Below are 24,765 nucleotides of genomic sequence, written 5' to 3' on the forward strand. Positions count from 1 at the left end.
ACTTGTTTTGTATGGGCAACCTTCCCCCCTATAAAATCATGGCCGCAATAAAGCCAAACACGATTAACGGGAGGTTATAGTGAATAAAGGTTGGAACGACTGTATCCCAAATGTGATTATGCTGACCGTCCGCATTAAGCCCTGATGTAGGACCAAGCGTACTATCAGAAACGGGAGAACCGGCATCGCCTAATGCTCCGGCTGTTCCGATCAGGGCAATCGTTGCCATCGGACTGAATCCGAGCTCTATACAGAGCGGAACAAATATTGTAGCAATAATCGGTACAGTTGAAAACGAAGAACCAATCCCCATAGTTACAAGTAAGCCCACCAGCAGCATGACAAGAGCGCCTAACCATTGCTGATTACCAATATAGCGGGCTGCATCAGCAACTAATGTCTCTACCTCGCCTGTCGCCCTCATTACATTGGCAAATCCGTAAGCTGAAAGCATGACAAAACCGATAAAGGCCATCATCTTCATTCCTTCAGTCAGCCATTCATCCCCCTGTTTCCCTTTTACTGTCCGCGACACATATAAGGTTACGATTCCGGCTAATGCTCCAAAAATCATAGAATCTAAGTAAATTTGAATGGCTAAAGCGATAATAACAGCAAGAATCGAAAAACCAATGTCACGTTTATTAACCGTAACGTCTTCTTGCGTGAACTCTTGAACATCCTCGTAGATTTTTGGTTTTCGATAAGTAACAAAGACGGCCAAAATTAATCCTGCTGCTAGACCTAATACGGGAATGACCATAGCTAATGGTACGTCTGATGGATCAACCGTTAATCCGCTTATCGCCATATTTTCCACAATAATTCCCTGATAAATTTGACCGAAACCAACCGGCAGTAAAATATAAGGTGCGATCAAGCCGAACGTCAAAACATTCGCAATTAGTCTGCGGTCAATTTTTAATTCATTAAACAGCTTAAGCAAAGGCGGGATTAAAATCGGAATAAAGGCAATATGAACCGGTATGACATTTTGAGAAAAACACGCCATAATCAATACAAGAATAATGATTAACGCTTTTAATTTTTTCTTACTTTGATCCCCGCCTTTTTTGGATGATAGTTTAATAACTGATTGAATTAAAAGATCAGGTAAGCCGGTTTTGCCGATCACAAATGCGAATGCACCCAATAAGGCATAGCTTAATGCGACACTTGCACTATCTCCAAGTCCCTCAGTAAAGGTCTGTACCGTTTCTTGTAAAGATAACCCTCCCAATAGCCCGCCAACAATGGCTCCGGCAGCAAGGGCAATCACTACATGTATCCGAAATAAGCTCAATAAGAGCATGATCATAACTGAAATAACAACTGCATTCATTTGAAAAACTCCCTGTAGATTTAAATAATTTGCTTTAGTTTGTTAAATTGGTAGAGAATTAAAATACCGTACGAGAGTATCATAGAATCGATTGATGTGTCAACGGAATGATTTTCCTCTGGTGTAAAGCAAAAAAATAGACCCCACAAACCGTGAGAGCCTATCTCTTCCTTACTTGACACTATTTAATTGGCGTAAAACCGTCCACTAAAGTTGCTAATGTACGAACCATTACACCGGTTGCTCCTGATGGGCCTAATTCATAGGAACTTTTGCTTGTTGCGGTTCCGGCTATGTCTAAATGGACCCAAGGCGTATCCTCGGCGAATTCCAACAAGAAAGTACCACCCATAATCGCATGACCTTCCCGGCCGGGTGAATTGTTCAAATCCGCTACTTTACTACTCCGGATTCGTTTTACATCTTTATCGGTTATTGGAAGTCTCCAAATCGGTTCTCCCGCTGCGTGGGACGCTTCCAGCACTTGTTCAAACCATGACTCATGATTGGTCATGGCGCCAGTTGTATGAGTGCCTAATGCTACAATAACTCCTCCCGTTAATGTTGCCACATCAACGAGATACTCGGCTCCGTGATGCTTGGCATAAGTAATAGCATCAGCTAAGACTAGCCGCCCTTCTGCATCCGTATTCGACACCTCAATGGTTTTGCCATGTAATGAAGTAATGACATCATCTGGTTTAAAACTATGCCCGCTAACCATATTATCTGTCGCTGGAATCACAGCTACAACATTTTGCTCAGGACGAGTTTCACCGATGATTTCCATCGCTCCTAAGACAGCTGCCGCTCCAGCCATATCGGTCTTCATCCCAACAATACCGTCTCTCGTTTTGAGGGAATAGCCGCCCGTATCAAAGGTAACCCCTTTTCCAACTAAGCCGATTACATCTTTCCATTCAGCTTTGCCCTGGTACTTCAGGACAATTAATTTAGGCGGTTGATTTGACCCTTGGTTTACCGCAAGCAGAGCACCCATTCCGAGCTTTTCCATATCCTCTTTTTCTAAAATTTCTGCTTCAAATCCATATGTATCCGCTAATCTTCGGGCGTGCTCAGCCAGATCGGCAGCAGTCAGCATATTTGCTGGTGTGTTTACAAGAGTCCGGGCTGAGTTAGTAGCTCTGCCATAAATATATCCTGTCTCCAGCACAGGAGTTAACTCATCTCCCTTATCTGCAGCTATAATCGTTACTTTCTCAATCTCTTTATCAGGTTCATTTGATTTTTGCTTATACCCGCTGTAGGAATACGTTGATAAGGCTAAGGCTTCCCCAAGAGCAAATGCTACCTCTTCGGATGAAAGTGAATCATTTAAAAAACTTGATAAATCAACACAAATCGTTTCGGCTTTCCCATTTAAGTGTTTAAATGCCTTTCCTAGAGATTCCTTGACACTCTCAATCGAAGCAGATCCTTTTTTCCCTAGTCCTACGGTAATGATTTTTCTCGTTCCGTCATTGCCTAGTGTAAAAATAGATCCAATTGATCTTTCTTTTTTTGAAATCTCTCCTGCTTTAAAAATGGCTTCAAGCTGGTGATTCATTCTCTCATTAATTTCACCTAATAAGCCGCTCCATCGTACCGGCTGATCCCAAATCCCTAAAACAAACGCATCAAATGGCTCTTCCAAATTAAATTGATTGTACACTAAAAACATCTCTTCACCTCCACCCCTTATTATAACTGTCACCAGCAAATATTTCGACTAGCTAAATATCGACAAATGCCCATAAAATATAAACAGGTATTGATTTTATGGTATACTAGTTCTCAATAAAGTTTACTCTACCCATATACTCTGCATGAATGTCCAAGCATGAAATCCTCGCCCTCACAAAAAACAGAACAGTCAGTAAACTTAATTGTGTAATAAAACCTTAGTTTTTATTGGAAAAGGTGGACACAACATGGTATTATTTCAAAATTTCCCTTTAATTGCTGCGATTTTAGCAATCATTTTTGCCCAATTTGTCAAAATCCCCATCGCATTTATCACAACACAAAAATGGGACTGGTCTCTTTTTAATAGTACAGGCGGCATGCCAAGCAGCCACTCTGCCGCAGTCACAGCTCTGACTACTGGAGTAGCCCTTGAAGAAGGAATGGGCTCTACTCTCTTTGCTGTTTCTGCCGTCTTTGCAATTATTGTCATGTACGATTCTTCCGGGGTTCGGAGACAAACCGGTGAACAGGCAATTGCCATTAATCAGCTTATGAAGGACTTTCAAAGAATCGTTCGTGAACCTAAACATGCCAAACCTCTAAAGGAGCTTAAGGAAGTCTTAGGTCACAAACCAATTGAAGTATTCTTTGGAGCATTAACTGGAATCATCTTAACTCTTTTTCTTCATATCTTGTTTTAAATATGAAAAAAGCGCTACAAATAGGAGTAGCGCTTTTTTCATGGTTGATAATAAACAAATAAGTGCATTAATAACCTGATAGGATAATAGGTTTATCGAGTATTTCATAATACTCATGCAAATTACCTTCAAAAATGGGATTAAGAATGGGTAGAGTTTGAATCTCGTGCGGAGCTATAAGGGCATGCGGTTTTCCGAATTGATAAATGCCGGCCTGTTCTAAAATAAAGGCAATAAACTGGGAACAGAAATATCGCTGACCGTGTTCAATTGATATATTAAGAACTATCCCAAGAATCCCGAAATAATTATACTTAAACTTATCCGAGTTTTCCTTCATCTCGACTAAATATTGATTAATGATCTCCCATTGATCATCCGTTACAGTTAAGGAGCATAACAGACAGCGAATGTCTGACTTTTTAGCGAATATCCCCTGTTTGGGATGTTCCTGAACAAACCCCCCTGATAGCGGGTTATTTATTTTTTTGCGGCCAAAGCTATACATTTCTCTAAAATCATTCGATAAAACGATCGAAACATGATTATATTTAGCTTTTGTAAAGAGACGGATAGATTTAGCAATCCATGTTTCAGGATCTGTAAATAAAATATAAATTTCTTTCATACTATACCTCTTTAAAGATTTATATTAAAAAACCGATTATTTCTTAATCTGGGTATTAAATGGAATGCTCTCTAAGTATACGATAAATTTCTTCATTTGTTTTCATTTTTAAAAATTTTTATTTTCCATTTTCTCTAATAAACGAAAAAAATTGCTAAAACCCTCACTTTTTTTTAAAAAAATAACCTCCTGTTTTTCACAGGAAGTCAGTTCATCTCTTTTCAAACTAATTTCTATTCGCTTTTGTATATTGATGTCGAAACACTTGCATCGCTTCATTTTCATTTAAAGCTTGGAGATCCTTTTCAGTAAGGGTTCCGTCACCCATTTCTACAACATACACTTCCACAGTTTTTTTACCCCATTGATCATAGACGTCATCTACTGTCTCGTAAAACAAATCTAATCGGTCCCCTTTGATCGCAGAACCTTTATCTGCGACAACACCATAGCCATAACCAGGGATAAACAAAATAGTCCCAATTGGGAATACCCTTAAATCTGCGGCTACCGTTGAGTATAAGTCCCGTTTTACCTTAACGCCCGAATATGTAATTCCATAAGAGGGATGACCCGGGCTTTTACCTGTCGATTCTACACCTGCTGTATATCCAGTTGCTACAACCGTTCTCTTAGGGTACTGCGACCAATCAATCGCTTCTTCTAATGTAGGCGGTTCGGAAACCACAGGCTTGGCAGATGAAATCAAAAGCTCAGAACCCGCTGTTCTGTTTAAGGCCTTTAAGGTAAGACCTGATGCTCGGTATCTATGATTTTCGTAAATTTTTTCTGTATTGGAACGTTCCAAATCAAACTGGGATACCCAAGGGGATACATACGCACTTGCCTTTGCACCAGAGACAAATTGAAAAGTCGTCCATAAAGCTAAAACTACTAACACAGCCATCCATAATTTTTTATAGTTTACCATCTAGATTTTCACTCCTCCCTGGACATATTCCTTTCCGATTTAGAGGGAAAATATACAAGGAGAGTTAAATTTATTTAAAAATTTGAAAATTCTGTTTCAATATAAACATAGGTTAAAAGCCTTTAAAACCGCTAAAATACAAGTACGAAACCTAATAACACTGCGTTGCCAGATTAAAAAATTATAAATAAAAAAACGGTGGATCCACCGTTTTTTTAAAACATTCGATATCCGCGTTTTCTTAAAGCAATAATGACGATACCTGCTGTGATGGCCCCGGCAAATCCGCTCACTAAAATAACGATATCAACCAGGTGTAAAGAGACTATATTCTCCCACAAATTAGTAAAGCTTCCGCCAGGAGATAAAAAGTAATCTACAAAGCGAATATCATCAATAATCATAAGCGCTACGATCGGAAAAATAATCGCCATGATCCATGACATTCTTAAAATCATATTTAATAAAAAACCGATTCCGAAAAAAAGAATAAAAAATAATACAACTGAAATTATGACTGCCGGAATACTCATTTGTTCCATATGCAGACAAACACCTCTTTCACGTTAACAAGTTTTAGTGTAATGAAAGAAGCAAAGACAGTCAATGAATAAGATTGAACATTTGTGGACAATTTTTAACTATATATAAACAAAAAAAATTCCGTAACAACGGAAAAATCGGTAATCATAATTTGAAGATGTTCGTATACTAAGAAGCCTCTTTTTTCTTGCCGGTACCGCTGCAGCAAGGGCAGGTTTCAGAACCGCCGAGTAATAATTGAAAATATCCTTTTCCTGAACAGTAATCACATTCTTTACCAGTCTGGCTGTTGATTAGCATAAGGTACACTCCTTTTTAAGGTTTTGTGATGCTACTATATCAGGATTTTTTTTATTGGAAAAGGCGTAGAAACAGGCACATTTCCTTATGTAAACGCATTCAATAATAGTTTTCTTCATTTTGCTAATTGTTTCTTAATTTTTCTGAAGATTACAAAAACAAATGATAAGCAGTGTAACCAAAGTGCTCTCCTGGATTTTCTTCATATTTCCCTTTTAAAATAACTCCATTCGATTTTTTGCAAAAATACTTGACTAACAAAGATGCATCCGGATCGTTGATCATTTCATCCGGACACATAAAGCGAGCTTCCATAATTTCTTTCTCCTGCACCTGAATGGAGCCTGCAACCGGCTTTAAACGAAATATAATCATATTGTCGCTAATCCGATTTTCAATGACCCCCGTTCTTACTCCTAAGCATCCTATCACTTCAGCATGAATACCCGTTTCTTCTAACACTTCTCTAACCGCTGCCTGATCAGCTGTTTCGGATTCTTTTACAAAACCAGCCGGAAAGGACCAGACACCCTTTAGACCGCTATATGCTTTTTTCACAACAAGAAATCTGCCAGTCTCATCAACGACAACAGCTGATACACCTAACCACACGTTTCCCCGTTTGGCACTGTTCTCATTCATCTGTTACTCCCCCTCATCCAATCTATAAGCATATTTTAACAGTTATCGATCATATAAAAAAAGGCTGCTGCAATGGCAGCAACCCTAGCGTTTCTAACTATTAAAAGAAATTAAATTTTCCTTTTTTCAGTACAAGTCCAGGTCCGCCAATCATGAACAGAGCACGGTTATCAACGACCTTTTTCATAAAAGCAGCTTTAGAACCTGTAATCTTCTTGCCGAATACAACACCCACTCCATCATCATGACCAAGTGAACAAACAGTACCTTTATCATCAAATTTAAACTCTTGAAGATTTCCTTTTCCGCGAACAAGAGTCACAAGATTATTAGCACATAGTTCACCTTGCTGCATAGAAATTTGTGCAGTTGGAGGATATGGACGATTAATTTCTTCATTGATCATAAGTGCACAGTCACCAATGATAAATACGTCATTATGTCCAGGAGCCGAAAGTGTTTTTTCAACTTTTACACGGCCTCTCATTGCTTCAAAGCCAGATTCCTCAACAATAGAATTTCCTCTTACACCAGCAGCCCAAACAACTGTTTTCGCTTTAATTTCTTCAACATCATTTTCACCTTTCGCAACGATAAAGCCATCAGGTGTACATTCTTTAATCGCTGTTCCGATCTTGAATTCAACACCTTTTCTTTCAAGATGAGAAACCGCGTAATCAACTAGCTCAGGATCAAATCCAGGTAAAGCAGTTGGTGCAGCCTCTACACAAATAATTTTTACTTTATGGTAATCGATATCGTATTCTTTACAAAGATCAGGCACACGGTTTGCTAATTCACCTAAGAATTCTATTCCGGTAAATCCAGCTCCCCCAACTACAATTCTAAGGCGGGTGTCGTCTTTTTCTGCTTCGTTGTTGTAAGTAGCAAATTGGTACTCAATATGTTCTCTAAGCTGTCTGGCAGAGTTGACATTAGAAATCATGAAAGCGTATTCATGCAGACCTTTGATTCCAAATGTTTCTGGCTCAGCACCCAGGGCAACAACTAGATAATCGTATGATAATTCCTGTCCTTCAAGGACAACTTTTTTATCAGCTGTGCTGATTTTTTGCACCGTGTCTTGAATAAATGTTACTTTATTTTTGTCAATAACGCTTGCAACGTCATAGCGGACTTTATCATGATGTAGAGTTCCAGCAGATGCTTCATGTAGCCATGTAGTTTCATAATGGTAATCATTTTTGTTTACTAAAAAAATCTCTGCTTCATTTACTCCTAGTTGCTTTTGAAGACGAGTGGCTACCATGAGTCCACCGTATCCAGCCCCTAGAATAACAATATTAGGCTTTTTCAACAGTATCACTTCCACCTTTTTTGATATATTTTTTCATAAAAAGGGTCATTTCATGTTCCCATATCTTAATTATTCGTTTGTGATGAATTTCACTTATGAGTGCAAAAAAATGGCGGATGAAATAGAACCCCTAAACACCTTAGTTTAATCCCACAGTCTCATACTTCACAAAAAAATGATTGGCGCTTGTGATAAGACGAACGACCAACTGTAAAAAATTTATCAATAATTGTCATAAAATCTTAACAATATCTCCGTTACCATCATATGATTTTTTCACAGTCTTTTCAAGCATCAACCTTTAATTTAGAATATTAAGAAAAAGGTTTGGGCATGTTGGTATTAATAACGTGCCAATCTATGATATGATAGAGGAGTAAATTTGCGATGGGACTTATGTTAGGGGGATATACAATGGAACGTACAGTTTATGATATAACGGTTATTGGCGGTGGACCGACCGGCTTGTTTACTGCATTTTATGGCGGAATGAGACAGGCATCGGTAAACATTATTGAAAGCTTACCGCAATTAGGCGGACAATTAGCTACGTTATATCCTGAAAAATACATATATGATGTGGCTGGCTTCCCAAAGATTCGCGCTCAGGAACTTGTAAATAACTTAAAGGTGCAGCTCTCTCGTTTTGATGTTACAACCAGTTTGGAACAAACAGTTGAAAGAATTGAGAAATTAGAGGATGGCACTTTTAAACTGACTACAGATCGTGAAGAACATTTTTCAAAAAGCATTATTATTACAGCAGGTGTAGGAGCATTCCAGCCTCGCAGACTGGAATTGGAGAATACATCAAAGTATGAAGGAAAAAATCTTCACTATTTTATAGATAATCTCCAATCCTTTGCTGGAAAAAGAGTGGTAGTATTTGGCGGTGGAGACTCTGCCGTTGACTGGTCTCTTATGCTCGAACCGATAGCTGAGAGGGTTACGATTGTTCACAGACGGGATAAATTTAGAGCTCATGAACATAGTGTTGAGAATTTAAAAAATAGCTCTGTTGAAATCATGACACCTTATGTTCCAGTTGAATTAATTGGAGACAATGATGAAGTGAAACAAGTCGTTTTAGAAGGCGCAAACGGCGAAGAGAAAAAAGTAATTGATGTAGATGCAGTTATTGTTAACTTTGGCTTTGTATCGTCTCTTGGACCAATTAAAGACTGGGGTTTAGAAATCCAAAAGAATTCAATCGTCGTAAACTCCAAAATGGAGACGAATATTCCTGGTATTTATGCAGCTGGTGATATTTGCACGTATGAAGGAAAAGTGAAATTAATTGCCACTGGTTTTGGAGAAGGGCCAACAGCGGTCAATAATGCTAAATCCTTTATTGATCCAAAATCAAGAGTACAGCCATTACACAGTACATCATTGTTTAATGATTAATAGAAAACGTAAGCACCCCGTTTAGCGATGTATGGACTGGACGCAGGAGCTGGGCGCATTTAAGCTAGACAGTTGTGAAAGTTCAAAGTTTATATTTTCTTGCCTTACAACAAAAGGCTGTTTCCTCAGAGAGGTAAACAGCCTTTTTATATGATCATTTTTATACCATTAGCAGTTTTCTGGTGTCCCCGCGTTTTTAGCTGTTCTAAAAGAGGAGCCGCATCCACAGGAAGCAATGGCATTCGGGTTATCAATTGTAAATCCGCCACCCATTAACGATTGTTTAAAATCAATGGTAGTCCCCTTCAGGATTCCGACACTCTCTTTATCAACGACGACATTAATCCCGTACTGTTCGAATTGTACGTCATTTTCATGGACTTCTGCATCCAATCCCATTCCATATGAAAGACCGCTGCATCCCCCGCCTTTAACAGCAACGCGAAGAAAAGCATTTTCTTCTCCGTACTCTTTCATCATATCTTTTATTTGAAAGGCAGCAGATTCGGTAATCGTTACAATCGCATCCATTAAAATAACCCTCCCTTATGATTATATAGTATGCAACTATTAGCTTTTTGAATAGTTTCCTTTTTTATAAGTATAGCGTCTCTTGGAGACTGACGACAACTATCTTGATTTGTGCAAAAATTGGCTTACTCGATGTTTTTTGTTTGATATCTTTGATTAGCGGGCAGAGGGTAATGATTAAAAAAGCTTCATCCTGCCAAGCTAATCGTAAGAATTACCGATTCCTATTGTCGTTTCTTTTGATATTCGATATACTTTACTATGGTAACCGATAACATAATAAATATTTTAAATAATAATTAGAAAGTAAAACGCCGTACTTCTAGGTGAGCTCAAAAGGGGAAATTACTAATGAAGCAACTCGTTATACTTGGAGGCGGTTACGGTGGCATGAGAGTGATTCAGCGCCTTCTTCCTAACCAGCTGCCCGAAGATGTCCACATAACTTTAATTGACCGTAACCCATATCATTGCCTCAAGACAGAGTACTATGCTCTTGCTGCTGGCACCATCTCTGATCATCACATCCGTGTTCCATTTCCGGAGCATCCGCGTTTAGATCTCCGTTATGGTGAAGTAAAAAACATTAATCTTGAAGAAAACAAAATAGAACTTCTCAATCAAGATCCCATTCACTATGATGATCTCATTGTTGGCCTTGGCTGTGTAGACAAATATCACAATGTACCAGGCGCAGACCAATATACTTTTAGTATCCAATCCATTGAAAGCGCCAGAAAAACCTACGAAACATTAAATAACTTATCAGCTAATTCGGTTGTAGGAATTGTTGGAGCTGGTCTAAGCGGAGTTGAATTAGCCAGTGAGCTAAGAGAAAGTCGTCCAGACCTCCGTATTCAATTATTCGACAGGGGAGAAATAATTCTCTCTGCTTTTCCGAAACGCTTAAGTTTATATGTACAAAACTGGTTTGAAACGCATGGTGTAGAAATCATCAACAAAGCGAATATTACAAAAGTAGAGCCTAACATATTATATAATCATGATGAACCTGTCAAATGTGATGCCATTGTTTGGACAGCTGGAATTCAGCCTAATCAGGTTGTTCAGCAAATGGAAGTCGAGAAGGATTCCCAAGGCCGTGTAGTCATTACACCACATCACAATCTTCCAGGCAACGAACATGTTTATGTGTTAGGAGACTGTGCAAGCCTCCCGCATGCACCAAGTGCTCAGTTGGCAGAAGGACAAGCAGAACAAATTGTACTGGTCCTTCTAAAGCGCTGGAAAGGGGAACCTCTGCCAGAATCATTACCGCGCATTAAACTGAAAGGTGTACTGGGTTCACTCGGTAAAAAACATGGTTTCGGCTTAGTCGCCGATCGTGCAATTACAGGAAGAGTCGCGCGATTATTAAAATCTGGGGTTCTCTGGATGTATAAATATCATAATGGATAATTGCAATTAAAACAGGATTAAACCGTTTTGGTTTAGTCCTGTTTTGTTTTATGGGGTTACTAGCCGGGGGGTGTTATTAAGGACTTTTTATTTTCTTTCGGGTCAAGTTATGTCCTTTAGATGCTGGATCAAAGACATTTATCTTCTTTCCGCATAATTTTTGTCCTTTAGAAGCTCTTTCAATGACTTTTTTCCTCTTTCCACTAAATTATGGTCCTTAAGAAGCTCTATCAACGACCATTTTCCTCTTTCCACTCAAATTTGGTCTTTTAGAAGCCCTATCAACGACCATTTTCCTCTTTCCACTCAAATTTGGTCTTTTAGAAGCTCTTCAAAGACTTTTTTCCTCTTTCCAACCTGCATTTGTCCTTTACAATGCTTTAATATGGACTCTTGCACCCTTCCCACCTACTTGACCCAAGCAACTTCAACTTTTTAAAACATTTATTTTAAATAAAAAAACACTAGAGTTCATCAAAGAACTCCAGTGTCTTTATACCTCTCTTTATCAGGATGCTGGCGTATATCCGTGTGTTTCCATTTCAGCAAAAATAGTTTTAAGCTTTGGATTTCCTTCACCAACAATTTTATCATCAATCAGAATAATTGGATAAAATAAATCTTCTTCAACTACCCGCTTTGCAAATTCTTGTTTGGCTTTCTCGGCTGGCGGATTAAAAATATCAATATATTCGATTTGAAAAGGCTGATCTGGATACTTGCGGGCTATCGCTGCTTGCAGCCATTCATAAGTTTCTTTAGAAGATGGTAAATTGACACAGCTTGCACAAATCTGTTCAGCACCGTATACATATATAGATAATGGCTTCATGAGTAGCATCCTCTCCTTACAGTCACTCCTTTTATTTTACAAGAAAAAAAATGATTTTTAAACCATTATTGGGTAAAAGGGTTTTATCAATAATATGGTTAAACAATAGATTTTTTCAGGCTTTCCTTATATAATATGAATATGGAAAGGAGAGATGGTCATGTCTGATGTTCAAATGAGAGAACAAGTACAAGAAGTATTAGATAAATTACGTCCATTCCTTCTTCGTGACGGTGGAGACTGTGAGCTTGTCGATGTAGATGAAGGTACGGTTAGACTTCGCCTTCTAGGTGCATGCGGAAGCTGCCCAAGTTCAACCATCACTTTAAAAGCGGGTATCGAACGCGCTTTATTAGAAGAAGTTCCTGGAGTTGTAGAAGTAGAACAAGTATTTTAATGTAAAAAAGCGATTTTGCCAAATAACGACAAAATCGCTTTTTCTTTTATCTTTTCAAAGATGTACGCCGACTCAGCCCTTAACCTCTGTCTTCGGACGTTCCCCACTTAATACATTCATAATGTTCTCGCAGCATAACTGAATCATTGCCGACCTCGTTTCAAGTGATGCACTGCCAATATGAGGAAGTGCCACAACATTCGGAAACCGAAGCAAGGGATGGCTGGCATCGATAGGTTCTTTCTCAAATACATCTAAACCGGCGCCAGCTATTTCACCGGCTTCCAATGCTGTTATTAAGGCTGATTCATCGACAACTGCGCCTCGTGCTGCATTAATAAATATTGCGGTTTTCTTCATTTTTTTAAATTCTTTTTCACCAAAAAGCCCTTTCGTCTCTTTGTTGAGCGGGATCATACAAACAATAAAATCACTTTCTTTAATCAATGTTTCAAAATCGGCATATTCTGCACCGAGCTTCTGCTCTGGATCAGGTTTTCTTGAGCGATTATAATAAAGAATTTTCAAATCAAATCCAGTAGCCCGCTTGGCAATCGCTTCCCCGATTTTTCCCATTCCCACAATTCCAATTGTTTTATGATGAATGTCATAGCCTGACAGTAAATATGGACTCCAGCTTACCCATTTCCCTTGTTTCACAAATTCTGCTGCTTCTACAATTCTTCTGGCTGTAACCATTAACAGGGCAAAAACTAAGTCGGCAGTTGTATCGGATAAGATATCAGGCGTATTACAAACAGTTATTCCAAGATTCTTCGCTGTTTTCACGTCGATATTGTCGTAACCCACCGCCATATTAGCAACGACCTTTAACTCTTTCCCGTGACTTAAAAGTTCCTGATCGATGGAATCAGATAACATGGATAAAATGGCGGAAGCATCTTGTACTTCTTTTAGTAAGAATTCTCTTGAAGCCGGCTGATCTTCATAAGACCACATGACTACTTCAAATTGTTCCATAAATTTATGAACGTATGATTCTGGTATTTTTCTTGTAATGACGATTTTTGGACGACTCACTATAATAACCCCTTTATCATTTGTTACTGTCCCTATTTCCATATTATCATAATATTTACAGATATTCGCGCTAAACCCAACCAAAACGCGGAAGTTTAAAAGAACGGACCGGAGCTCCTGCCAGCTCATAAAAACGGCTGATAAACTCCTCATAATCAACAGTTCGGTTTATGAGTGTATTTAGTCGTTCTTCTAAGAGCTTTTTATTATGTTCCGAATTAGTTAAGTAATAGTCCTCTACTACTTCCAGGTAGTGAAGGGGAAAAGTCAGACGTGCAAATATAAGTCTCCATGAAAACGATGAGAGGGGAATTAATCTTTGATATTCCTGGAAAAAAGACAGAATTCCTTTTTCATATGTCCTGTAATGAAGGTGAACGTGCTCTCTCACCCACTCAGTTATATCCCTGCCAGCGTGGTCAAAAACCCAATCAAATGGATTTTTGATACATACATCCCCTTCCCAAAGGTATCTAGAAAACCGCTGATAAGTGACCGTTCCTGCATCCACATCTAGCGGAGTATCATCTAGTTCAGTATCCGTCAAATATTGAATCGCATTTTCTGCTAACCCCATAAAATACGGAAAAGATTCAATAAATAAGCGATCAAACTCTTCTTCAGGCTCCACAAATAATTTTTGCTGCCAAACTTTCTCCATCTGTTCTAGCCGTTTTTCCCACAATTCTTTCCATTGTCCGATCCTGCTGATTACCTGAACCTTTTCATTGAATAATTTTCCTCTATAATGAAATTCCGCCAGACTTCTCCCCATAGATGTATTGATTGACCGTAAATGCTCATTATATAAAACAACAAAGGATTGATCCTGATGTTGTCCAATATAGGATCGAGTTTTATTTTGTTTAAATCGGGCAATTGTTTGATCACCATACGTATATAGATGGGTTGATAATTTATGAAGTTCAATTAATTCATTTTGTTCCCTATCTTGGATGGGAGCCATAATATAGACTATACCTCTGGAATATACGGCATCATAGCGGCCTATCTTAAACATTTGTTCAGGCTCAATCTCAAACAAACTGAGTAAGCTTTGGTAATCCATCCGGATCCTCCTTTCTGTAAAAGGACAGCTTTCATACCATATATATGTATCAATTAATGTTTCAATGCAAAGTCATGTAGTGTCAATCCATTGTCAAAGGGGATATACGAATGAGTCACTATTTAAAATTAACAGAACAAACCGCTAGAGAATGGCTTCAAGAACGCGGGGTCACGATAAAGGATATTGCAGACCTTGTCATGGTTCTTCAGGAGAAATATCACACTAATTTAAAAATAGAAACCTGTATCGAGAATGTGGAAAAGGTTCTTTCAAAACGAGAAGTACAAAACGCTATATTAACAGGGATTCAATTAGACCGGCTGGCAGAAAAGAAAATGCTAAAGGAACCGCTACAATCTATGATAGAGGTTGATGAAGGGTTATACGGGGTCGATGAAATTCTAGCTTTTTCAATCGTTAATGTATACGGCTCGATCGGTTTTACCAACTACGGCTATATCGACAAGCTGAAGCCAGGAATTTTAAAACAGTTAAATGATAAATCAAGCGGAAAATGTCACACATTCCTCGATGATATTGTGGGAGCTATTGCAGCAGCCGCATCAAGCAGACTAGCTCATACAGAGGTTGGTGAAGAGTAAAAAAAATAAGCAATAAAAAAAGTGCCTCCTCAACAAGGCACTTTTTTAAGATCTATTGTACATCCCATTCCTTTAATGACTCGATACTGAATGTAGGCTGAATATCGTATTGTTTGAGATCTTCTTTGGCGGTAACTCCTGTATGAACTAACAGAGTATCGACACCAGCCCGGATTCCTGCTTGAATATCGGTTTGATAATTGTCCCCCACCATGAGAACATCCTCTTTAGAAACGCCTAATAGTTCAAGAGCTTGTTCAACCATAATGGGCTCTGGTTTGCCGATAAACGCAGGTTTAACCCCAGTGGATACCGTTATAACTGAGGATAAAGCACCATTTCCGGGAACAAAACCTCGTTCAGTCGGGAAAGCTGTATCACTATTGGTAACGATAAAGGATGCCCCATTTCGTACCGCCAGACATGCCTTTGCCAATTTTTCATATGTAATATTCCGGTCTAATCCCATTACAACCGCATCTGGGTCGTGTTCTGTTAAGATACAGCCTGCTTGCTTTAACGGGATTTCTAGCCCATTTTCACCAATCATCAAAACTTTAGGCTGTTTCTGTTCTTTCATGATAAACCTCGCAGCGGCCATACTGGAAGTGAAAACCTGGCCAGGTTCAGCAGGGATATCGAATCCATTCAATACTCGAGCCACTTCCTCTTGGGTTTTCGTTGAATTATTCGTTACAAACAAATAAGGAATGTTGTGATTTGCCAAGGATTGAATGAAATCAGATGCTTCCTCTATTCTCTCAGTTCCGCGATACATCGTTCCATCTAAATCAATAAGATATCCTTTGTACCTTCTCAAGTAAACACCCCCGTCTAGTTGTAAAAATTAAGGTTTAAATGCAGATACTGGACCAAGCTCATTGGTTAAATAGTCTCTTACCGCTTGCGAGAATTGAATAAAATCATCTTTATGCGTCAATAAGCATTGTTTAATCGCATCATGATCTACATGCAGATAGTCTTGTACAATGTTCTTTCGGAATTCAATCAATGCTTTTAAAGCATTCCCCAACTCTTCGTGAACGACATTCTCATCTAACAATATGTCTATGATATCTTCATAGCTTCCCGGGTCACGCATAATAAATCCGTCTATAATTGAATTCCCTACATCTAATACTGATTCAATCAGCATATGGGTAATTCTTTCTAGAGCAGTTCGTTCCAAACTGGTTTCCCATGTGGGTACAACCGAAAATAAATTTAATTGCCGATCATAATACTGTAACGTTTCTTCTATCTTTTGACGGTCAACAAAATACATGGTGACCTTCCTTTCTTTTTAAAAGATCATGTTATATTGTACCATATTAATCAATATCAATGTCAGAAACAGAATAGTTGAAAAGCATTTGTATTTTTTTAAAGGAAATGAAAGAAAAATTTAGAAGTTATATATGGAAATAAAAAAAGGTATAAATATAAGGAGAACGCGCATATGTCTGAACGTTTTTTTCTATACGATGATTCAGTTTCCTCTTCGATACGGTTTGTCAGTTTTTTAGGTGAACGCGGGCGATATGATTTATGTATCATACATACAGACCGTTATTTTGGTAAAGCGATTGTTCTTGATATTCAGAGAAACCGATTTGCCATTATTGGACCGGATGACTTAAATGAAGAGGGATACATTGAGTATGCGTTTCAGTTAAGTACAGAAGAAGCAGCTGAGTTAACCTCCTTTTTATTAGAGATTGTTTAAAATTGTTAAGGATGATTTAATCACATCAAGAAAAACTAAAGGTGTAGATGATCTTGAGGTGATAACATGACCGATTTTAATCAATTTAAACATCCCACAAGGGAAAAAGAGGAATATACAGACTTCTCCAATGTTGAAAAGATGAAAGACTTTTTAACTTCCGAAGAATTTCCAGAAGGACCGTTTGGATCTCCTATTGAAAAAGATGAACCGGTTGAAAATAAAAATACCCCTTGGGAAAAAGGACAAAGATTTTATACTCCATTCAATTACGAGAACAAGACACTCCATGAAGATTTGCCTCGGCATATCGAACCTGCCCATCAGCCAAATGATGATCCGAATCGGGAAACTGAACCTCCTTATGGGGGAGACTCTAAATAATGGAAGAAAAAGGATGACTCCCTCAGGGTCATCCTTCATCTCTTATTGTTCTATTTTTTTTACAACAAAATAGGCGCAGCCAAAATTACAGTATTCATACAGATATTCCTTCAATGTACTGATTTTATTATCAAAAGCAGCTTTAGGATTTTGATCATCAAAAAATCCTCGCAGCCTTAATTGACCATAACCCCAGTCCCCTACAATATAATCATATTTGGACAAAATGTCACTGTATCTTTCACGGAAAGCTTCTTCTTGAAAGCCCTCGCGATAGTCTTCAATTACTTCGTAATGAATATTCTGAACGATAATCACAAGAAACACCTCACCTTTTCTCCTATTCCTATTATAACGGATTAACCATCAATTACTAAGCAGAAAAATAACGAAAAAGGTCATTCTAATGGTAAGGAGGTGGAGAATGTGAAAAAAACCTTTCTGACCATTGGAATTTGCGGTTTGATTCTCACAGGATGTAATGATAACGAAGCTGGCCAAGATATCTATAAAGAAAGTGGCAACACGATAAATGTGAATGACAGTGCAGACCTATACAATCCTAATCTGACGGACAATGATTCACAAAAAAACGAAGAATTTGGCTACGTCCGTCATCAAAGAAATCCGATTCCAGGAAATAATACCGTGCAATATGGAGAAATCTTAGCTATTGACCGAGAGGCATTAGCCGATACAATTAGCCGTATTGCCGTGCAAATACCAAATGTTGAGGATGCCGCAACATTAGTAACAGATGAGGAAGTTTTAATAGCATATCGCAGCAATTCAGAAGACCGGAATGCAACAGCGGATCAAGTAAAAAGAACAGCCCTATCCTTTGTACCTAGATACTTTCATGTGTATGTGGCGGATGACCCTCGCATGATTCGTGAGATTGAGGATATATCCCCGTTGGATTCTGACTCAAATAATGTTGAAAGTATTGTTGATCAAACCATACAACAAATGTTGAAATATCCACAAGGCAATAGACTCAGCGACGGTGAAAATGAAAACGGTGAATATGAAGGCGATGTAAACGATAATATGGACCGCGATGATATTCATCAGATGATGGATACTAATACAAATACTAATCGAAACAACAACCGATAATTTTAGAGAAATGAGCGGGTAAACCTCCCGCTCTTCTTTTATTTAGGCTGTTTTCGCATGGATTGTTGCTACTTGAATAATTTTTTGAACTGAAGTGGAATGGAGCGGAAGACACCCTGAGTCCTCATAAAATGCATTCGCATTTTCTTCGTGCGATGCTTATGCTGCCGAAGCCTTCCTTGTCCTGCGTGAAGAAGAGGTGAGCCTCTAGACCCCGCAGGCAAAGCCGAGGAGGCTCAGGCCACCTCCCCGGGGAATCTTGTGTCTGGAGCGAAATGGAACGGACATGTTTACCTCCATTAAAAAACAACAAACTATGCGAAAAAAGCCTTTATTTATCACACTTCTAAAAAGATTATCCAATATTTCCATTTATTGAAGTAATGGAATTGATTCATGTCTCACAAAATAAAAAAGCGATTATCTTAGTCTTCATGTTTTCAGAAAAATTGGGGAGGACACATAAGTGAAGTACTTAAAAACGTTTATAGCTATGATTGTTCTATTTGCATTACTCCCTTCATCTTCATCGGCTAGCGAAAAAGGTGAAGATGTATATGCGGAGCGAATGGAATTTTATAAAACGATAGAAACAGTTACATTGGTGCCCTGGTATTATATAGCAGCTGTTGATCAATACGAACGGAACATCCGCGGAGTTCGCAGGGACTTACCAAAGGCTGAAGGCCTTTCAGGCGTTTATTTTGAGCCAATGAAATGGTCTGGTCCCCTAAATCCTAATCAAGAAGATGATAATCCTATGTCCATTACTCTATTTAATGGAGTGGGAATTGATGGGAATGGAGATGGGAAGGCATTAAGGACAGATGATTTCGATGCTTTAATGACAATGGCCACATACCTGCAATCCTATGGTTCCGATGATGATAACTTAAAAATTGCACTTTGGAATTATTACAAGCGGGATAAAACCGTTTCTATAATTGCTGAAATTGCAAAATTGTACAAGCACTTTGGCCGGCTGAACTTAACGGCCCATTCCTTCCCTGTTCCGCTTCGCTCACGGCATAGTTACCGAAATACATGGGGCGATGCAAGAGGCTGGGGAGGTCGGAGAATCCATGAAGGAACCGATATTTTTGCTAATTATGGAGTTCCTGTTATGGCTACCTGCTATGGAATCGTCGAAATGAAGGGTTGGAACCGTTATGGAGGATGGCGTGTAGGAATTCGCGATATCAATAATACGTATCATTACTATGCCCACCTTAGCGGTTTTTCTAAGGATTTAAAGGTAGGACAAATTGTGGAGCCTGGGACCGTGATTGGCGGCGTCGGGAGCTCTGGTTATGGACCTCCTGGAACCTCGGGTAAATTCCCGCCACACTTACACTATGGAATGTATAAGGATAACGGTTATACCGAATGGTCATTTGATCCATACCCTCATTTAAGATTGTGGGAACGGCAGATGCGCAGCAAGCGATAATCGAAAACAATAAAATAAAGGACTGTGTGAAAATAGAGCTCACACAGTCCCTTTTATTAAGAAGATTTTGCTTTTTTAACAGCATGTAAAATACTTGCTCCCATACCACCCCAAATAATAACCATCGACAGTACCATCCAAAAAATTGCTCCACCTGTCATTAACTTGAAACCTCCTTATTATCGGCAGATACAGGGACATCAAGTTTGCCGCTGCCCCATGATTTAAATTGTGCAAGTATTACTGCAACTCCAATTGCACCAATTGCAACGGACCAACCATAGTTGAAAATGAAGTCACTTGTATAGCCACCATACTGACCAGTCTCATTTTCAAATGTACCAACCAAGTTTTGCTTTAACAATCCATACATCATATAACCCAAAACGATTGGAGTTATGACACTTAGACAAATAGTCCACCACTTGCCAAGTTTAATGTCAGAAATGGCATCTGCATGGGATTGTAAAGGTTTCAACTGTTTCGCAAACCAAGCTAAGAAAGCAACTTCAAACAATCCAGCAAGAACAATTCCAAATTGATTAATGAAGTAATCCACAACATCGAGGAAGTTTAAACCGCCTTGTGTCGCAAAGATAAACGAGATAAGAGCCGCAAATCCGCCACCATATAAAACGGCTTGTTTACGGGTTGCATTAAACTTATCCATAAGTGCAGCAATATACGTCTCAGTAATCGAGATCAAAGACGTCATACCTGCTAATACCAGAGAAGCAAAGAATAAGAATCCAAATACTTCTGGTAAAAATGGGAATTGATTAATTATTTGAGGAAAGACTGCAAATGCTAGAATAACCCCGCTGCTTACTACTTCTGAAACAGGCTGATCAGTTGCTTGTGCCATAAATCCTAGAGCAGCAAAAACCCCAATCCCCGCTAAAAGTTCAAAAGATGAGTTACTGAACGCCGTGATAAAGGCATTATTTGTAACGTCTGATTTCTTTGGCAAATAACTTGAATAAGTAACCATGATTGCAAAACAAATAGATAAGCTAAAGAATATTTGTCCATATGCAGCTACCCAAACTCCTGGTTCTTTCAGCATCTCCCAGTTAGGTGTGAAGAATGCGTTCAGACCTTGTGCAGCCCCTTCCATAAATAATGCACTGATTACAATACATAAGAAGAAGAAGACTAGTAATGGAATCATAATTCTATTCGCCATTTCGATTCCTTTTTTAACACCTGCAAAGAGAACACCTAGCGTAATTAACCAGACAATCACTAATGGGATAAATACTCCCATAACCAGTGAGCCTACAGCACCGGCATCCGTAACCTGTAAATAATCAGTTAGTAAGAAGCCTACTGTGTCATCGCCCCACTGTTTCCCAAATGAAAACCACGAATAAGACATTGCCCATGCAATAATTACAGGGTAATAAACTGAAATTACGAATGCAATGATAACTTGCCACCAACCCATCCACTCGGCTCCTTTGCTTACACGAGCGTAGGTTAATGGCGCAGAGCCACGATATTTGTGGCCTAATGTAAATTCGAGAATTAGCAGAGGCAGACCTGCAGTCAATAATGCGAATAAGTACGGAATTAAAAATGCTCCTCCACCATTTTCATAGGCAACCCCTGGAAAGCGCCAAATATTACCTAATCCTACGGCTGATCCGATAGCCGCCAGGACAAAGCCTGCTCTCGTTCCCCACTGGGCACGATTTTCCATAGTAATAATCCCCCTAACAATGTTGTGTTCTTCTTAATGGAACATTAAAATAGTTCCCTATATTCTGATAATTCATGTTGTTCTAACGATTAGTATAACCATCTGTCCATAGTCTGTCAAAGCCATTTTTAGTAATTTTGTCATATGTATTTTGTAAACCTTATGCTTGTTTTCCTTTAATCATGACTAAATAAAAAGAACAGGCTAAATAGCCTGTTCCAATTTATTGTTCTATTGCATTTTGTTTTGTTTGGATTGGTTTTGGAAGAATAAATAAAAGGACAATTAATAGAACCGCACATGTCAATAGTCCTAATACAGTACTTCCAGTTAACCCTAACACTAAAAATCCTAAAGCTGAAATTACACCGGCTACTAAAACGTATGGTAATTGGGTTGCAAAGTGGTCTAGATGGTTGCTTGCAGCTCCTGTTGAAGAAAGAATCGTCGTATCTGAGATTGGTGAAGAATGGTCGCCAAGAACAGAACCGGCTAATACGGCAGCAAAAGTTGGAATTAAGATTTCAACACTTGTAGCTGAAGCAATTTCTCCTGCTATCGGCAGGAGGATTCCAAATGAACCCCAGCTGGATCCTGTGGCAAACGCCATAATACCCGCAATGATAAAGATAATGACAGGCAGCAATCCAACACTAATGTTTAGATCTTCTACAACAGCCGCTAAATATTCTCCTGTCTGAAGTTTTCCAATTAGAGCTGCGATAATCCAGGCAAACACTAAAATATATACAGCTGGCAGCATTGATTTGATCCCTTCTAAAATCACAGGAATAGCCGTTTTTCCCTGTACATTCTTCTTACCGGCATGGATGAAGAAAAGGATTAAAGTAACAGCTAGACCTACAAGACCACCAACTAGTAAAGATAGTGCTACATCCGTATTTTCAAAAACAGCAAAAATATCAGCAGTCCCGGCCGTCTGATAACCAGTCCATATCATCGCTCCAACTGTACCAATGACAAGTCCGATAATGGGTAAGATTAAGTCAGCAACTGTTCCTCTTTGATTGACAGGCAAGTCTTGTTTTACTTCCCCGGGAATCGGCTTTTCCGGATCAAATACTTCTCCTGTTTCGATAGCACGCTGTTCATGAACTCTCATTGGGCCAAAATCGGTTTGTCTGATTGCAATAATAAACACAATCGCTAAGGTTACCCAAACATAGAAATTCATTGGTATGGTTCCTAAATAAGCCGAAAATGCTGTGAACCCGGTTATTTCGTTATCAGCTAAGATGGTCGCAATAGCTGCAACTATATAAGCTCCCCAGCTTGAAACAGGTGATACAACACATACAGGTGCAGCAGTTGAGTCAATTAAATAGGCTAATTTTGCACGTGATACCCGATGCCTGTCTGTAATCGGACGAGAAACCTGGCCAACCGCTAAGCTATTAAAATAATCATCAATAAAAATAAGAATACCGAAAATTGCGGTCATAACTTGAGCGCCTTTTCTAGTTTTCACTTTGGATAAAGCCCATTCACCAAAGGCTCTGCTTCCGCCCGAAACTAGAATGAAGGCTGTAATCATCCCTAATAGTACAATGAACAGCAAGATATACACATACCAAGTGTTCAGTTCCCCCTCTGCATAAAAGATAGACGAAAATGATGTCCAGATGATTGAAAGGGATTCTGCTGCAACCGCACCAAAGCCATCAGCAGCATCAATGGCTAATAAAAATGCAGCACTGACAATTCCGATTCCTAAAGAAAGCAGGACTCTCTTTGTAATCAGTACCATAATAATCGCCAATATTGGCGGTAATAAAGAAAAAATCGATGAAGTCATTCTACTATTCCTCCTCTGATTATGAGGGGAAACTATAGATGGATGAGGATAATAAAGGATAAATAATAACAAATAAAAAAGAGTAACGATAGAGAGGGTCCATCATTACTCATGATTCCTATTCTCCACCACGATCTGTAGCTCCCCATTATGAGATTTTTCTCATAATGACAGTGCAGCCCTTATTCAAGACTGCCCCAGCAATAGGAGGTTGACGCCCGTCTATTGCTTCGGCAAAATTCCCTTTCAGCTGTTTTCCTCGTTGTCATACTCCAACAGCCTACTCTTTAATTTTGCGCCTCTACCCCACCGGATATGATAAGGTAATTCCTATTAATTTTTCATACTGTAACAACATATCAGAATGAATGATTTCTTTCAAGTGAAAAATTTTGGAATTACCTCACGGTTCCACAGGGAGTTCAATAGAAGGGCTCGTTCCATCACCATTACTTGGGCCATAAAACTGAGGTACATCTCCCGGATCCGTTGTCCATCCGATTGGTACTTCTTGCTTGATCGTCGTAACCTTAGTTTGAAATGGCATAATTATTTGGATATCAACTGCTAAGTCCAGATAGACCAAATGGGTCGCATTATTAATTCCATATTCTTCCGTCTTAAATTTAACTTCAGATACAACATTACCTGTTGCGTAAAAACGAATCGGTATTTTCGGTCCCAAGTTACCGAATAAAGTATTATTGGTGGCTTGGCCTAATGGAACTAAAAAGACGATGCCTTCACTTGTACTGGATTCCTCAAATTCAATTTCTACATCTGTAAGCGATTGTAATGATTGAAGGTCTCCGCTTTCTGCTGCATTTAAATTCGTTTGAATCAGACTGGTTATTTCGGTTCCAATTCGATTTGCTATTTCTAGGTTTAGTGTTTTAGAGGATTCTTGTTGTTCCACCATATTATTGAGCTCAATAGAATCCGCAATTTTTTTATTAACAGCTTTATTTATAACTGCTGTTCCGATTTGTTTTGTTTTTAATTCTGCATAACTCAAAAGCGTTGGGGTCAAACCTTTATCTATCAGCCAAAAGCTAATCGAAGTGGTAACGATAAAAAAGATAAAGGTGATGATAAAAACATGACGAAAAGGCAAGGGCCCTCTTCTCGGCTTTTTTCCTCGCAGTAAACTCAAAAGACAATCCCCCCTTATAAGCT

Annotated in this window: 28 protein-coding genes and 1 riboswitch; of the genes, 9 read left to right on the forward strand and 19 right to left on the reverse strand. The window is 38.8% G+C overall.

Features of this window, described 5'->3' with window-relative positions:
- Positions 1-28: 28 nt before the first annotated feature.
- Together CRO56_RS19840 and CRO56_RS19845 are read right to left on the reverse strand one after the other, a co-directional pair.
- Positions 29-1,342 (reverse strand): Na+/H+ antiporter family protein, encoded by a 1,314-nt coding sequence (locus CRO56_RS19840; protein WP_097160367.1) that lies wholly within the window; start codon positions 1,340-1,342, stop codon positions 29-31.
- Between the two features lie 181 nt (positions 1,343-1,523).
- Complete coding sequence (locus CRO56_RS19845) at positions 1,524-3,023, reverse strand: leucyl aminopeptidase (protein ID WP_097160368.1); 1,500 nt, start codon at positions 3,021-3,023, stop codon at positions 1,524-1,526.
- 250 nt (positions 3,024-3,273) lie between these two features.
- Between CRO56_RS19845 and CRO56_RS19850 the strand changes: the two genes are divergently transcribed.
- Entirely contained in the window at positions 3,274-3,729 is a 456-nt protein-coding gene (locus tag CRO56_RS19850) for a divergent PAP2 family protein (protein ID WP_097160369.1), read from the forward strand.
- Positions 3,730-3,796: 67 nt separating this feature from the next.
- Here CRO56_RS19850 and CRO56_RS19855 read toward each other — a convergent pair whose 3' ends face one another.
- From CRO56_RS19855 to CRO56_RS19875, 6 genes are all read right to left on the reverse strand, one after another.
- Entirely contained in the window at positions 3,797-4,357 is a 561-nt protein-coding gene (locus tag CRO56_RS19855) for a hypothetical protein (RefSeq protein ID WP_097160370.1), read from the reverse strand.
- Between the two features lie 226 nt (positions 4,358-4,583).
- A complete protein-coding gene (locus CRO56_RS19860) occupies positions 4,584-5,288 on the reverse strand; it encodes a 3D domain-containing protein (protein WP_097160371.1) in 705 nt (234 codons plus the stop codon).
- 215 nt (positions 5,289-5,503) lie between these two features.
- A complete protein-coding gene (locus tag CRO56_RS19865) occupies positions 5,504-5,821 on the reverse strand; it encodes a YuiB family protein (protein WP_425427237.1) in 318 nt (105 codons plus the stop codon).
- Positions 5,822-5,999: 178 nt separating this feature from the next.
- Positions 6,000-6,131 carry a YuiA family protein gene (locus CRO56_RS23040; RefSeq protein ID WP_179714374.1) on the reverse strand — a complete coding sequence of 44 codons (132 nt, stop codon included), beginning with the start codon at positions 6,129-6,131 and terminating at the stop codon, positions 6,000-6,002.
- A 150-nt stretch (positions 6,132-6,281) separates the two neighbouring features.
- Positions 6,282-6,773: an NUDIX hydrolase gene (locus tag CRO56_RS19870; protein WP_097160373.1), complete on the reverse strand. Its 492-nt coding sequence runs from the start codon at positions 6,771-6,773 to the stop codon at positions 6,282-6,284.
- 100 nt (positions 6,774-6,873) lie between these two features.
- On the reverse strand, positions 6,874-8,100 hold the full coding sequence (locus CRO56_RS19875) for an NAD(P)/FAD-dependent oxidoreductase (RefSeq protein ID WP_179714375.1): 1,227 nt from the start codon (positions 8,098-8,100) through the stop codon (positions 6,874-6,876).
- Between the two features lie 405 nt (positions 8,101-8,505).
- Between CRO56_RS19875 and CRO56_RS19880 the strand changes: the two genes are divergently transcribed.
- Complete coding sequence (locus CRO56_RS19880; RefSeq protein WP_245856023.1) at positions 8,506-9,498, forward strand: NAD(P)/FAD-dependent oxidoreductase; 993 nt, start codon at positions 8,506-8,508, stop codon at positions 9,496-9,498.
- 168 nt (positions 9,499-9,666) lie between these two features.
- Here the strand turns inward: CRO56_RS19880 and CRO56_RS19885 are convergent, their stop codons facing one another.
- Positions 9,667-10,029, reverse strand: a complete 363-nt coding sequence (locus CRO56_RS19885; protein WP_097160376.1) for a HesB/IscA family protein — start codon at positions 10,027-10,029, stop codon at positions 9,667-9,669.
- Positions 10,030-10,380: 351 nt separating this feature from the next.
- On the opposite strand from CRO56_RS19885, the gene CRO56_RS19890 reads away from it, so the two are divergent.
- A complete protein-coding gene (locus CRO56_RS19890) occupies positions 10,381-11,448 on the forward strand; it encodes an NAD(P)/FAD-dependent oxidoreductase (RefSeq protein ID WP_097160377.1) in 1,068 nt (355 codons plus the stop codon).
- A 508-nt stretch (positions 11,449-11,956) separates the two neighbouring features.
- Here the strand turns inward: CRO56_RS19890 and CRO56_RS19895 are convergent.
- Positions 11,957-12,280, reverse strand: a complete 324-nt coding sequence (locus CRO56_RS19895) for a YuzD family protein (protein WP_425427232.1) — start codon at positions 12,278-12,280, stop codon at positions 11,957-11,959.
- A gap of 154 nt (positions 12,281-12,434) precedes the next feature.
- Here CRO56_RS19895 and CRO56_RS19900 point away from each other — a divergent pair, with 154 nt between their 5' ends.
- A complete protein-coding gene (locus CRO56_RS19900; RefSeq protein WP_425427233.1) occupies positions 12,435-12,677 on the forward strand; it encodes a NifU family protein in 243 nt (80 codons plus the stop codon).
- A 72-nt stretch (positions 12,678-12,749) separates the two neighbouring features.
- On the opposite strand, the gene CRO56_RS19905 is transcribed toward CRO56_RS19900, so the two are convergent.
- Positions 12,750-13,718: a 2-hydroxyacid dehydrogenase gene (locus CRO56_RS19905; protein WP_097160380.1), complete on the reverse strand. Its 969-nt coding sequence runs from the start codon at positions 13,716-13,718 to the stop codon at positions 12,750-12,752.
- A 70-nt stretch (positions 13,719-13,788) separates the two neighbouring features.
- Entirely contained in the window at positions 13,789-14,787 is a 999-nt protein-coding gene (gene yutH / locus CRO56_RS19910; protein ID WP_097160381.1) for a spore coat putative kinase YutH, read from the reverse strand.
- Between the two features lie 110 nt (positions 14,788-14,897).
- On the opposite strand from yutH, the gene CRO56_RS19915 reads away from it, so the two are divergent.
- Positions 14,898-15,392 (forward strand): phosphatidylglycerophosphatase A family protein, encoded by a 495-nt coding sequence (locus CRO56_RS19915; protein WP_097160382.1) that lies wholly within the window; start codon positions 14,898-14,900, stop codon positions 15,390-15,392.
- Positions 15,393-15,444: 52 nt separating this feature from the next.
- On the opposite strand, the gene CRO56_RS19920 is transcribed toward CRO56_RS19915, so the two are convergent.
- Positions 15,445-16,212 carry a TIGR01457 family HAD-type hydrolase gene (locus CRO56_RS19920; RefSeq protein ID WP_097160383.1) on the reverse strand — a complete coding sequence of 256 codons (768 nt, stop codon included), beginning with the start codon at positions 16,210-16,212 and terminating at the stop codon, positions 15,445-15,447.
- A 27-nt stretch (positions 16,213-16,239) separates the two neighbouring features.
- On the reverse strand, positions 16,240-16,677 hold the full coding sequence (locus CRO56_RS19925; RefSeq protein WP_097160384.1) for a DUF86 domain-containing protein: 438 nt from the start codon (positions 16,675-16,677) through the stop codon (positions 16,240-16,242).
- 174 nt (positions 16,678-16,851) lie between these two features.
- On the opposite strand from CRO56_RS19925, the gene CRO56_RS19930 reads away from it, so the two are divergent.
- Both CRO56_RS19930 and CRO56_RS19935 read left to right on the forward strand, forming a co-directional pair.
- Entirely contained in the window at positions 16,852-17,118 is a 267-nt protein-coding gene (locus CRO56_RS19930; protein WP_097160385.1) for a DUF3055 domain-containing protein, read from the forward strand.
- Positions 17,119-17,184: 66 nt separating this feature from the next.
- Positions 17,185-17,502 (forward strand): cytosolic protein, encoded by a 318-nt coding sequence (locus CRO56_RS19935; protein ID WP_097160386.1) that lies wholly within the window; start codon positions 17,185-17,187, stop codon positions 17,500-17,502.
- 42 nt (positions 17,503-17,544) lie between these two features.
- Here CRO56_RS19935 and CRO56_RS19940 read toward each other — a convergent pair whose 3' ends face one another.
- Positions 17,545-17,820: a YutD family protein gene (locus CRO56_RS19940; protein ID WP_097160431.1), complete on the reverse strand. Its 276-nt coding sequence runs from the start codon at positions 17,818-17,820 to the stop codon at positions 17,545-17,547.
- Positions 17,821-17,928: 108 nt separating this feature from the next.
- Here CRO56_RS19940 and CRO56_RS19945 point away from each other — a divergent pair, with 108 nt between their 5' ends.
- Both CRO56_RS19945 and CRO56_RS19950 read left to right on the forward strand, forming a co-directional pair.
- Positions 17,929-18,621, forward strand: a complete 693-nt coding sequence (locus CRO56_RS19945; RefSeq protein ID WP_097160387.1) for a YhcN/YlaJ family sporulation lipoprotein — start codon at positions 17,929-17,931, stop codon at positions 18,619-18,621.
- A gap of 466 nt (positions 18,622-19,087) precedes the next feature.
- Positions 19,088-20,071 (forward strand): M23 family metallopeptidase, encoded by a 984-nt coding sequence (locus CRO56_RS19950; RefSeq protein WP_097160388.1) that lies wholly within the window; start codon positions 19,088-19,090, stop codon positions 20,069-20,071.
- Positions 20,072-20,127: 56 nt separating this feature from the next.
- On the opposite strand, the gene CRO56_RS22675 is transcribed toward CRO56_RS19950, so the two are convergent.
- The 4 genes from CRO56_RS22675 to yunB form a co-directional block, all read right to left on the reverse strand.
- Positions 20,128-20,232, reverse strand: a complete 105-nt coding sequence (locus tag CRO56_RS22675) for a MetS family NSS transporter small subunit (protein ID WP_142305230.1) — start codon at positions 20,230-20,232, stop codon at positions 20,128-20,130.
- Entirely contained in the window at positions 20,232-21,773 is a 1,542-nt protein-coding gene (locus CRO56_RS19955; RefSeq protein ID WP_097160389.1) for a sodium-dependent transporter, read from the reverse strand. Before CRO56_RS19955 ends, CRO56_RS22675 begins: the two co-directional genes overlap by 1 nt.
- A 223-nt stretch (positions 21,774-21,996) precedes the next feature.
- Positions 21,997-23,589 carry a Na+/H+ antiporter NhaC family protein gene (locus CRO56_RS19960; protein ID WP_097160390.1) on the reverse strand — a complete coding sequence of 531 codons (1,593 nt, stop codon included), beginning with the start codon at positions 23,587-23,589 and terminating at the stop codon, positions 21,997-21,999.
- Positions 23,590-23,719: 130 nt separating this feature from the next.
- Positions 23,720-23,901: riboswitch (Lysine riboswitch) on the reverse strand.
- A gap of 91 nt (positions 23,902-23,992) precedes the next feature.
- Positions 23,993-24,742: a sporulation protein YunB gene (gene yunB, locus CRO56_RS19965; protein ID WP_097160391.1), complete on the reverse strand. Its 750-nt coding sequence runs from the start codon at positions 24,740-24,742 to the stop codon at positions 23,993-23,995.
- Between the last annotated feature and the right edge of the window lie 23 nt (positions 24,743-24,765).

It is taken from the genome of Bacillus oleivorans, from assembly GCF_900207585.1.
In the GTDB taxonomy this organism is placed as follows: domain Bacteria; phylum Bacillota; class Bacilli; order Bacillales; family JC228; genus Bacillus_BF; species Bacillus_BF oleivorans.

Excerpts from the sequence above, each read along its gene's own strand:
- CRO56_RS19845 (WP_097160368.1), bottom strand. The coding sequence starts at position 3,023 with ATGTTTTTAGTGTACAATCAATTTAATTTGGAAGAGCCATTTGATGCG.
- CRO56_RS19860 (WP_097160371.1), bottom strand. The coding sequence starts at position 5,288 with ATGGTAAACTATAAAAAATTATGGATGGCTGTGTTAGTAGTTTTAGCT.
- CRO56_RS19935 (WP_097160386.1), top strand. The coding sequence starts at position 17,185 with ATGACCGATTTTAATCAATTTAAACATCCCACAAGGGAAAAAGAGGAA.
- CRO56_RS19915 (WP_097160382.1), top strand. The coding sequence starts at position 14,898 with ATGAGTCACTATTTAAAATTAACAGAACAAACCGCTAGAGAATGGCTT.
- yutH (WP_097160381.1), bottom strand. The coding sequence starts at position 14,787 with ATGGATTACCAAAGCTTACTCAGTTTGTTTGAGATTGAGCCTGAACAA.
- CRO56_RS22675 (WP_142305230.1), bottom strand. The coding sequence starts at position 20,232 with ATGACAGGTGGAGCAATTTTTTGGATGGTACTGTCGATGGTTATTATT.
- CRO56_RS19865 (WP_425427237.1), bottom strand. The coding sequence starts at position 5,821 with ATGAGTATTCCGGCAGTCATAATTTCAGTTGTATTATTTTTTATTCTT.
- CRO56_RS19870 (WP_097160373.1), bottom strand. The coding sequence starts at position 6,773 with ATGAATGAGAACAGTGCCAAACGGGGAAACGTGTGGTTAGGTGTATCA.
- CRO56_RS23040 (WP_179714374.1), bottom strand. The coding sequence starts at position 6,131 with ATGCTAATCAACAGCCAGACTGGTAAAGAATGTGATTACTGTTCAGGA.
- CRO56_RS19880 (WP_245856023.1), top strand. The coding sequence starts at position 8,506 with ATGGAACGTACAGTTTATGATATAACGGTTATTGGCGGTGGACCGACC.
- CRO56_RS19925 (WP_097160384.1), bottom strand. The coding sequence starts at position 16,677 with ATGTATTTTGTTGACCGTCAAAAGATAGAAGAAACGTTACAGTATTAT.
- CRO56_RS19900 (WP_425427233.1), top strand. The coding sequence starts at position 12,435 with ATGGTCATGTCTGATGTTCAAATGAGAGAACAAGTACAAGAAGTATTA.
- CRO56_RS19840 (WP_097160367.1), bottom strand. The coding sequence starts at position 1,342 with ATGAATGCAGTTGTTATTTCAGTTATGATCATGCTCTTATTGAGCTTA.
- CRO56_RS19895 (WP_425427232.1), bottom strand. The coding sequence starts at position 12,280 with ATGAAGCCATTATCTATATATGTATACGGTGCTGAACAGATTTGTGCA.
- CRO56_RS19930 (WP_097160385.1), top strand. The coding sequence starts at position 16,852 with ATGTCTGAACGTTTTTTTCTATACGATGATTCAGTTTCCTCTTCGATA.
- CRO56_RS19855 (WP_097160370.1), bottom strand. The coding sequence starts at position 4,357 with ATGAAAGAAATTTATATTTTATTTACAGATCCTGAAACATGGATTGCT.
- CRO56_RS19960 (WP_097160390.1), bottom strand. The coding sequence starts at position 23,589 with ATGACTTCATCGATTTTTTCTTTATTACCGCCAATATTGGCGATTATT.
- CRO56_RS19955 (WP_097160389.1), bottom strand. The coding sequence starts at position 21,773 with ATGGAAAATCGTGCCCAGTGGGGAACGAGAGCAGGCTTTGTCCTGGCG.
- CRO56_RS19850 (WP_097160369.1), top strand. The coding sequence starts at position 3,274 with ATGGTATTATTTCAAAATTTCCCTTTAATTGCTGCGATTTTAGCAATC.
- CRO56_RS19890 (WP_097160377.1), top strand. The coding sequence starts at position 10,381 with ATGAAGCAACTCGTTATACTTGGAGGCGGTTACGGTGGCATGAGAGTG.
- CRO56_RS19885 (WP_097160376.1), bottom strand. The coding sequence starts at position 10,029 with ATGGATGCGATTGTAACGATTACCGAATCTGCTGCCTTTCAAATAAAA.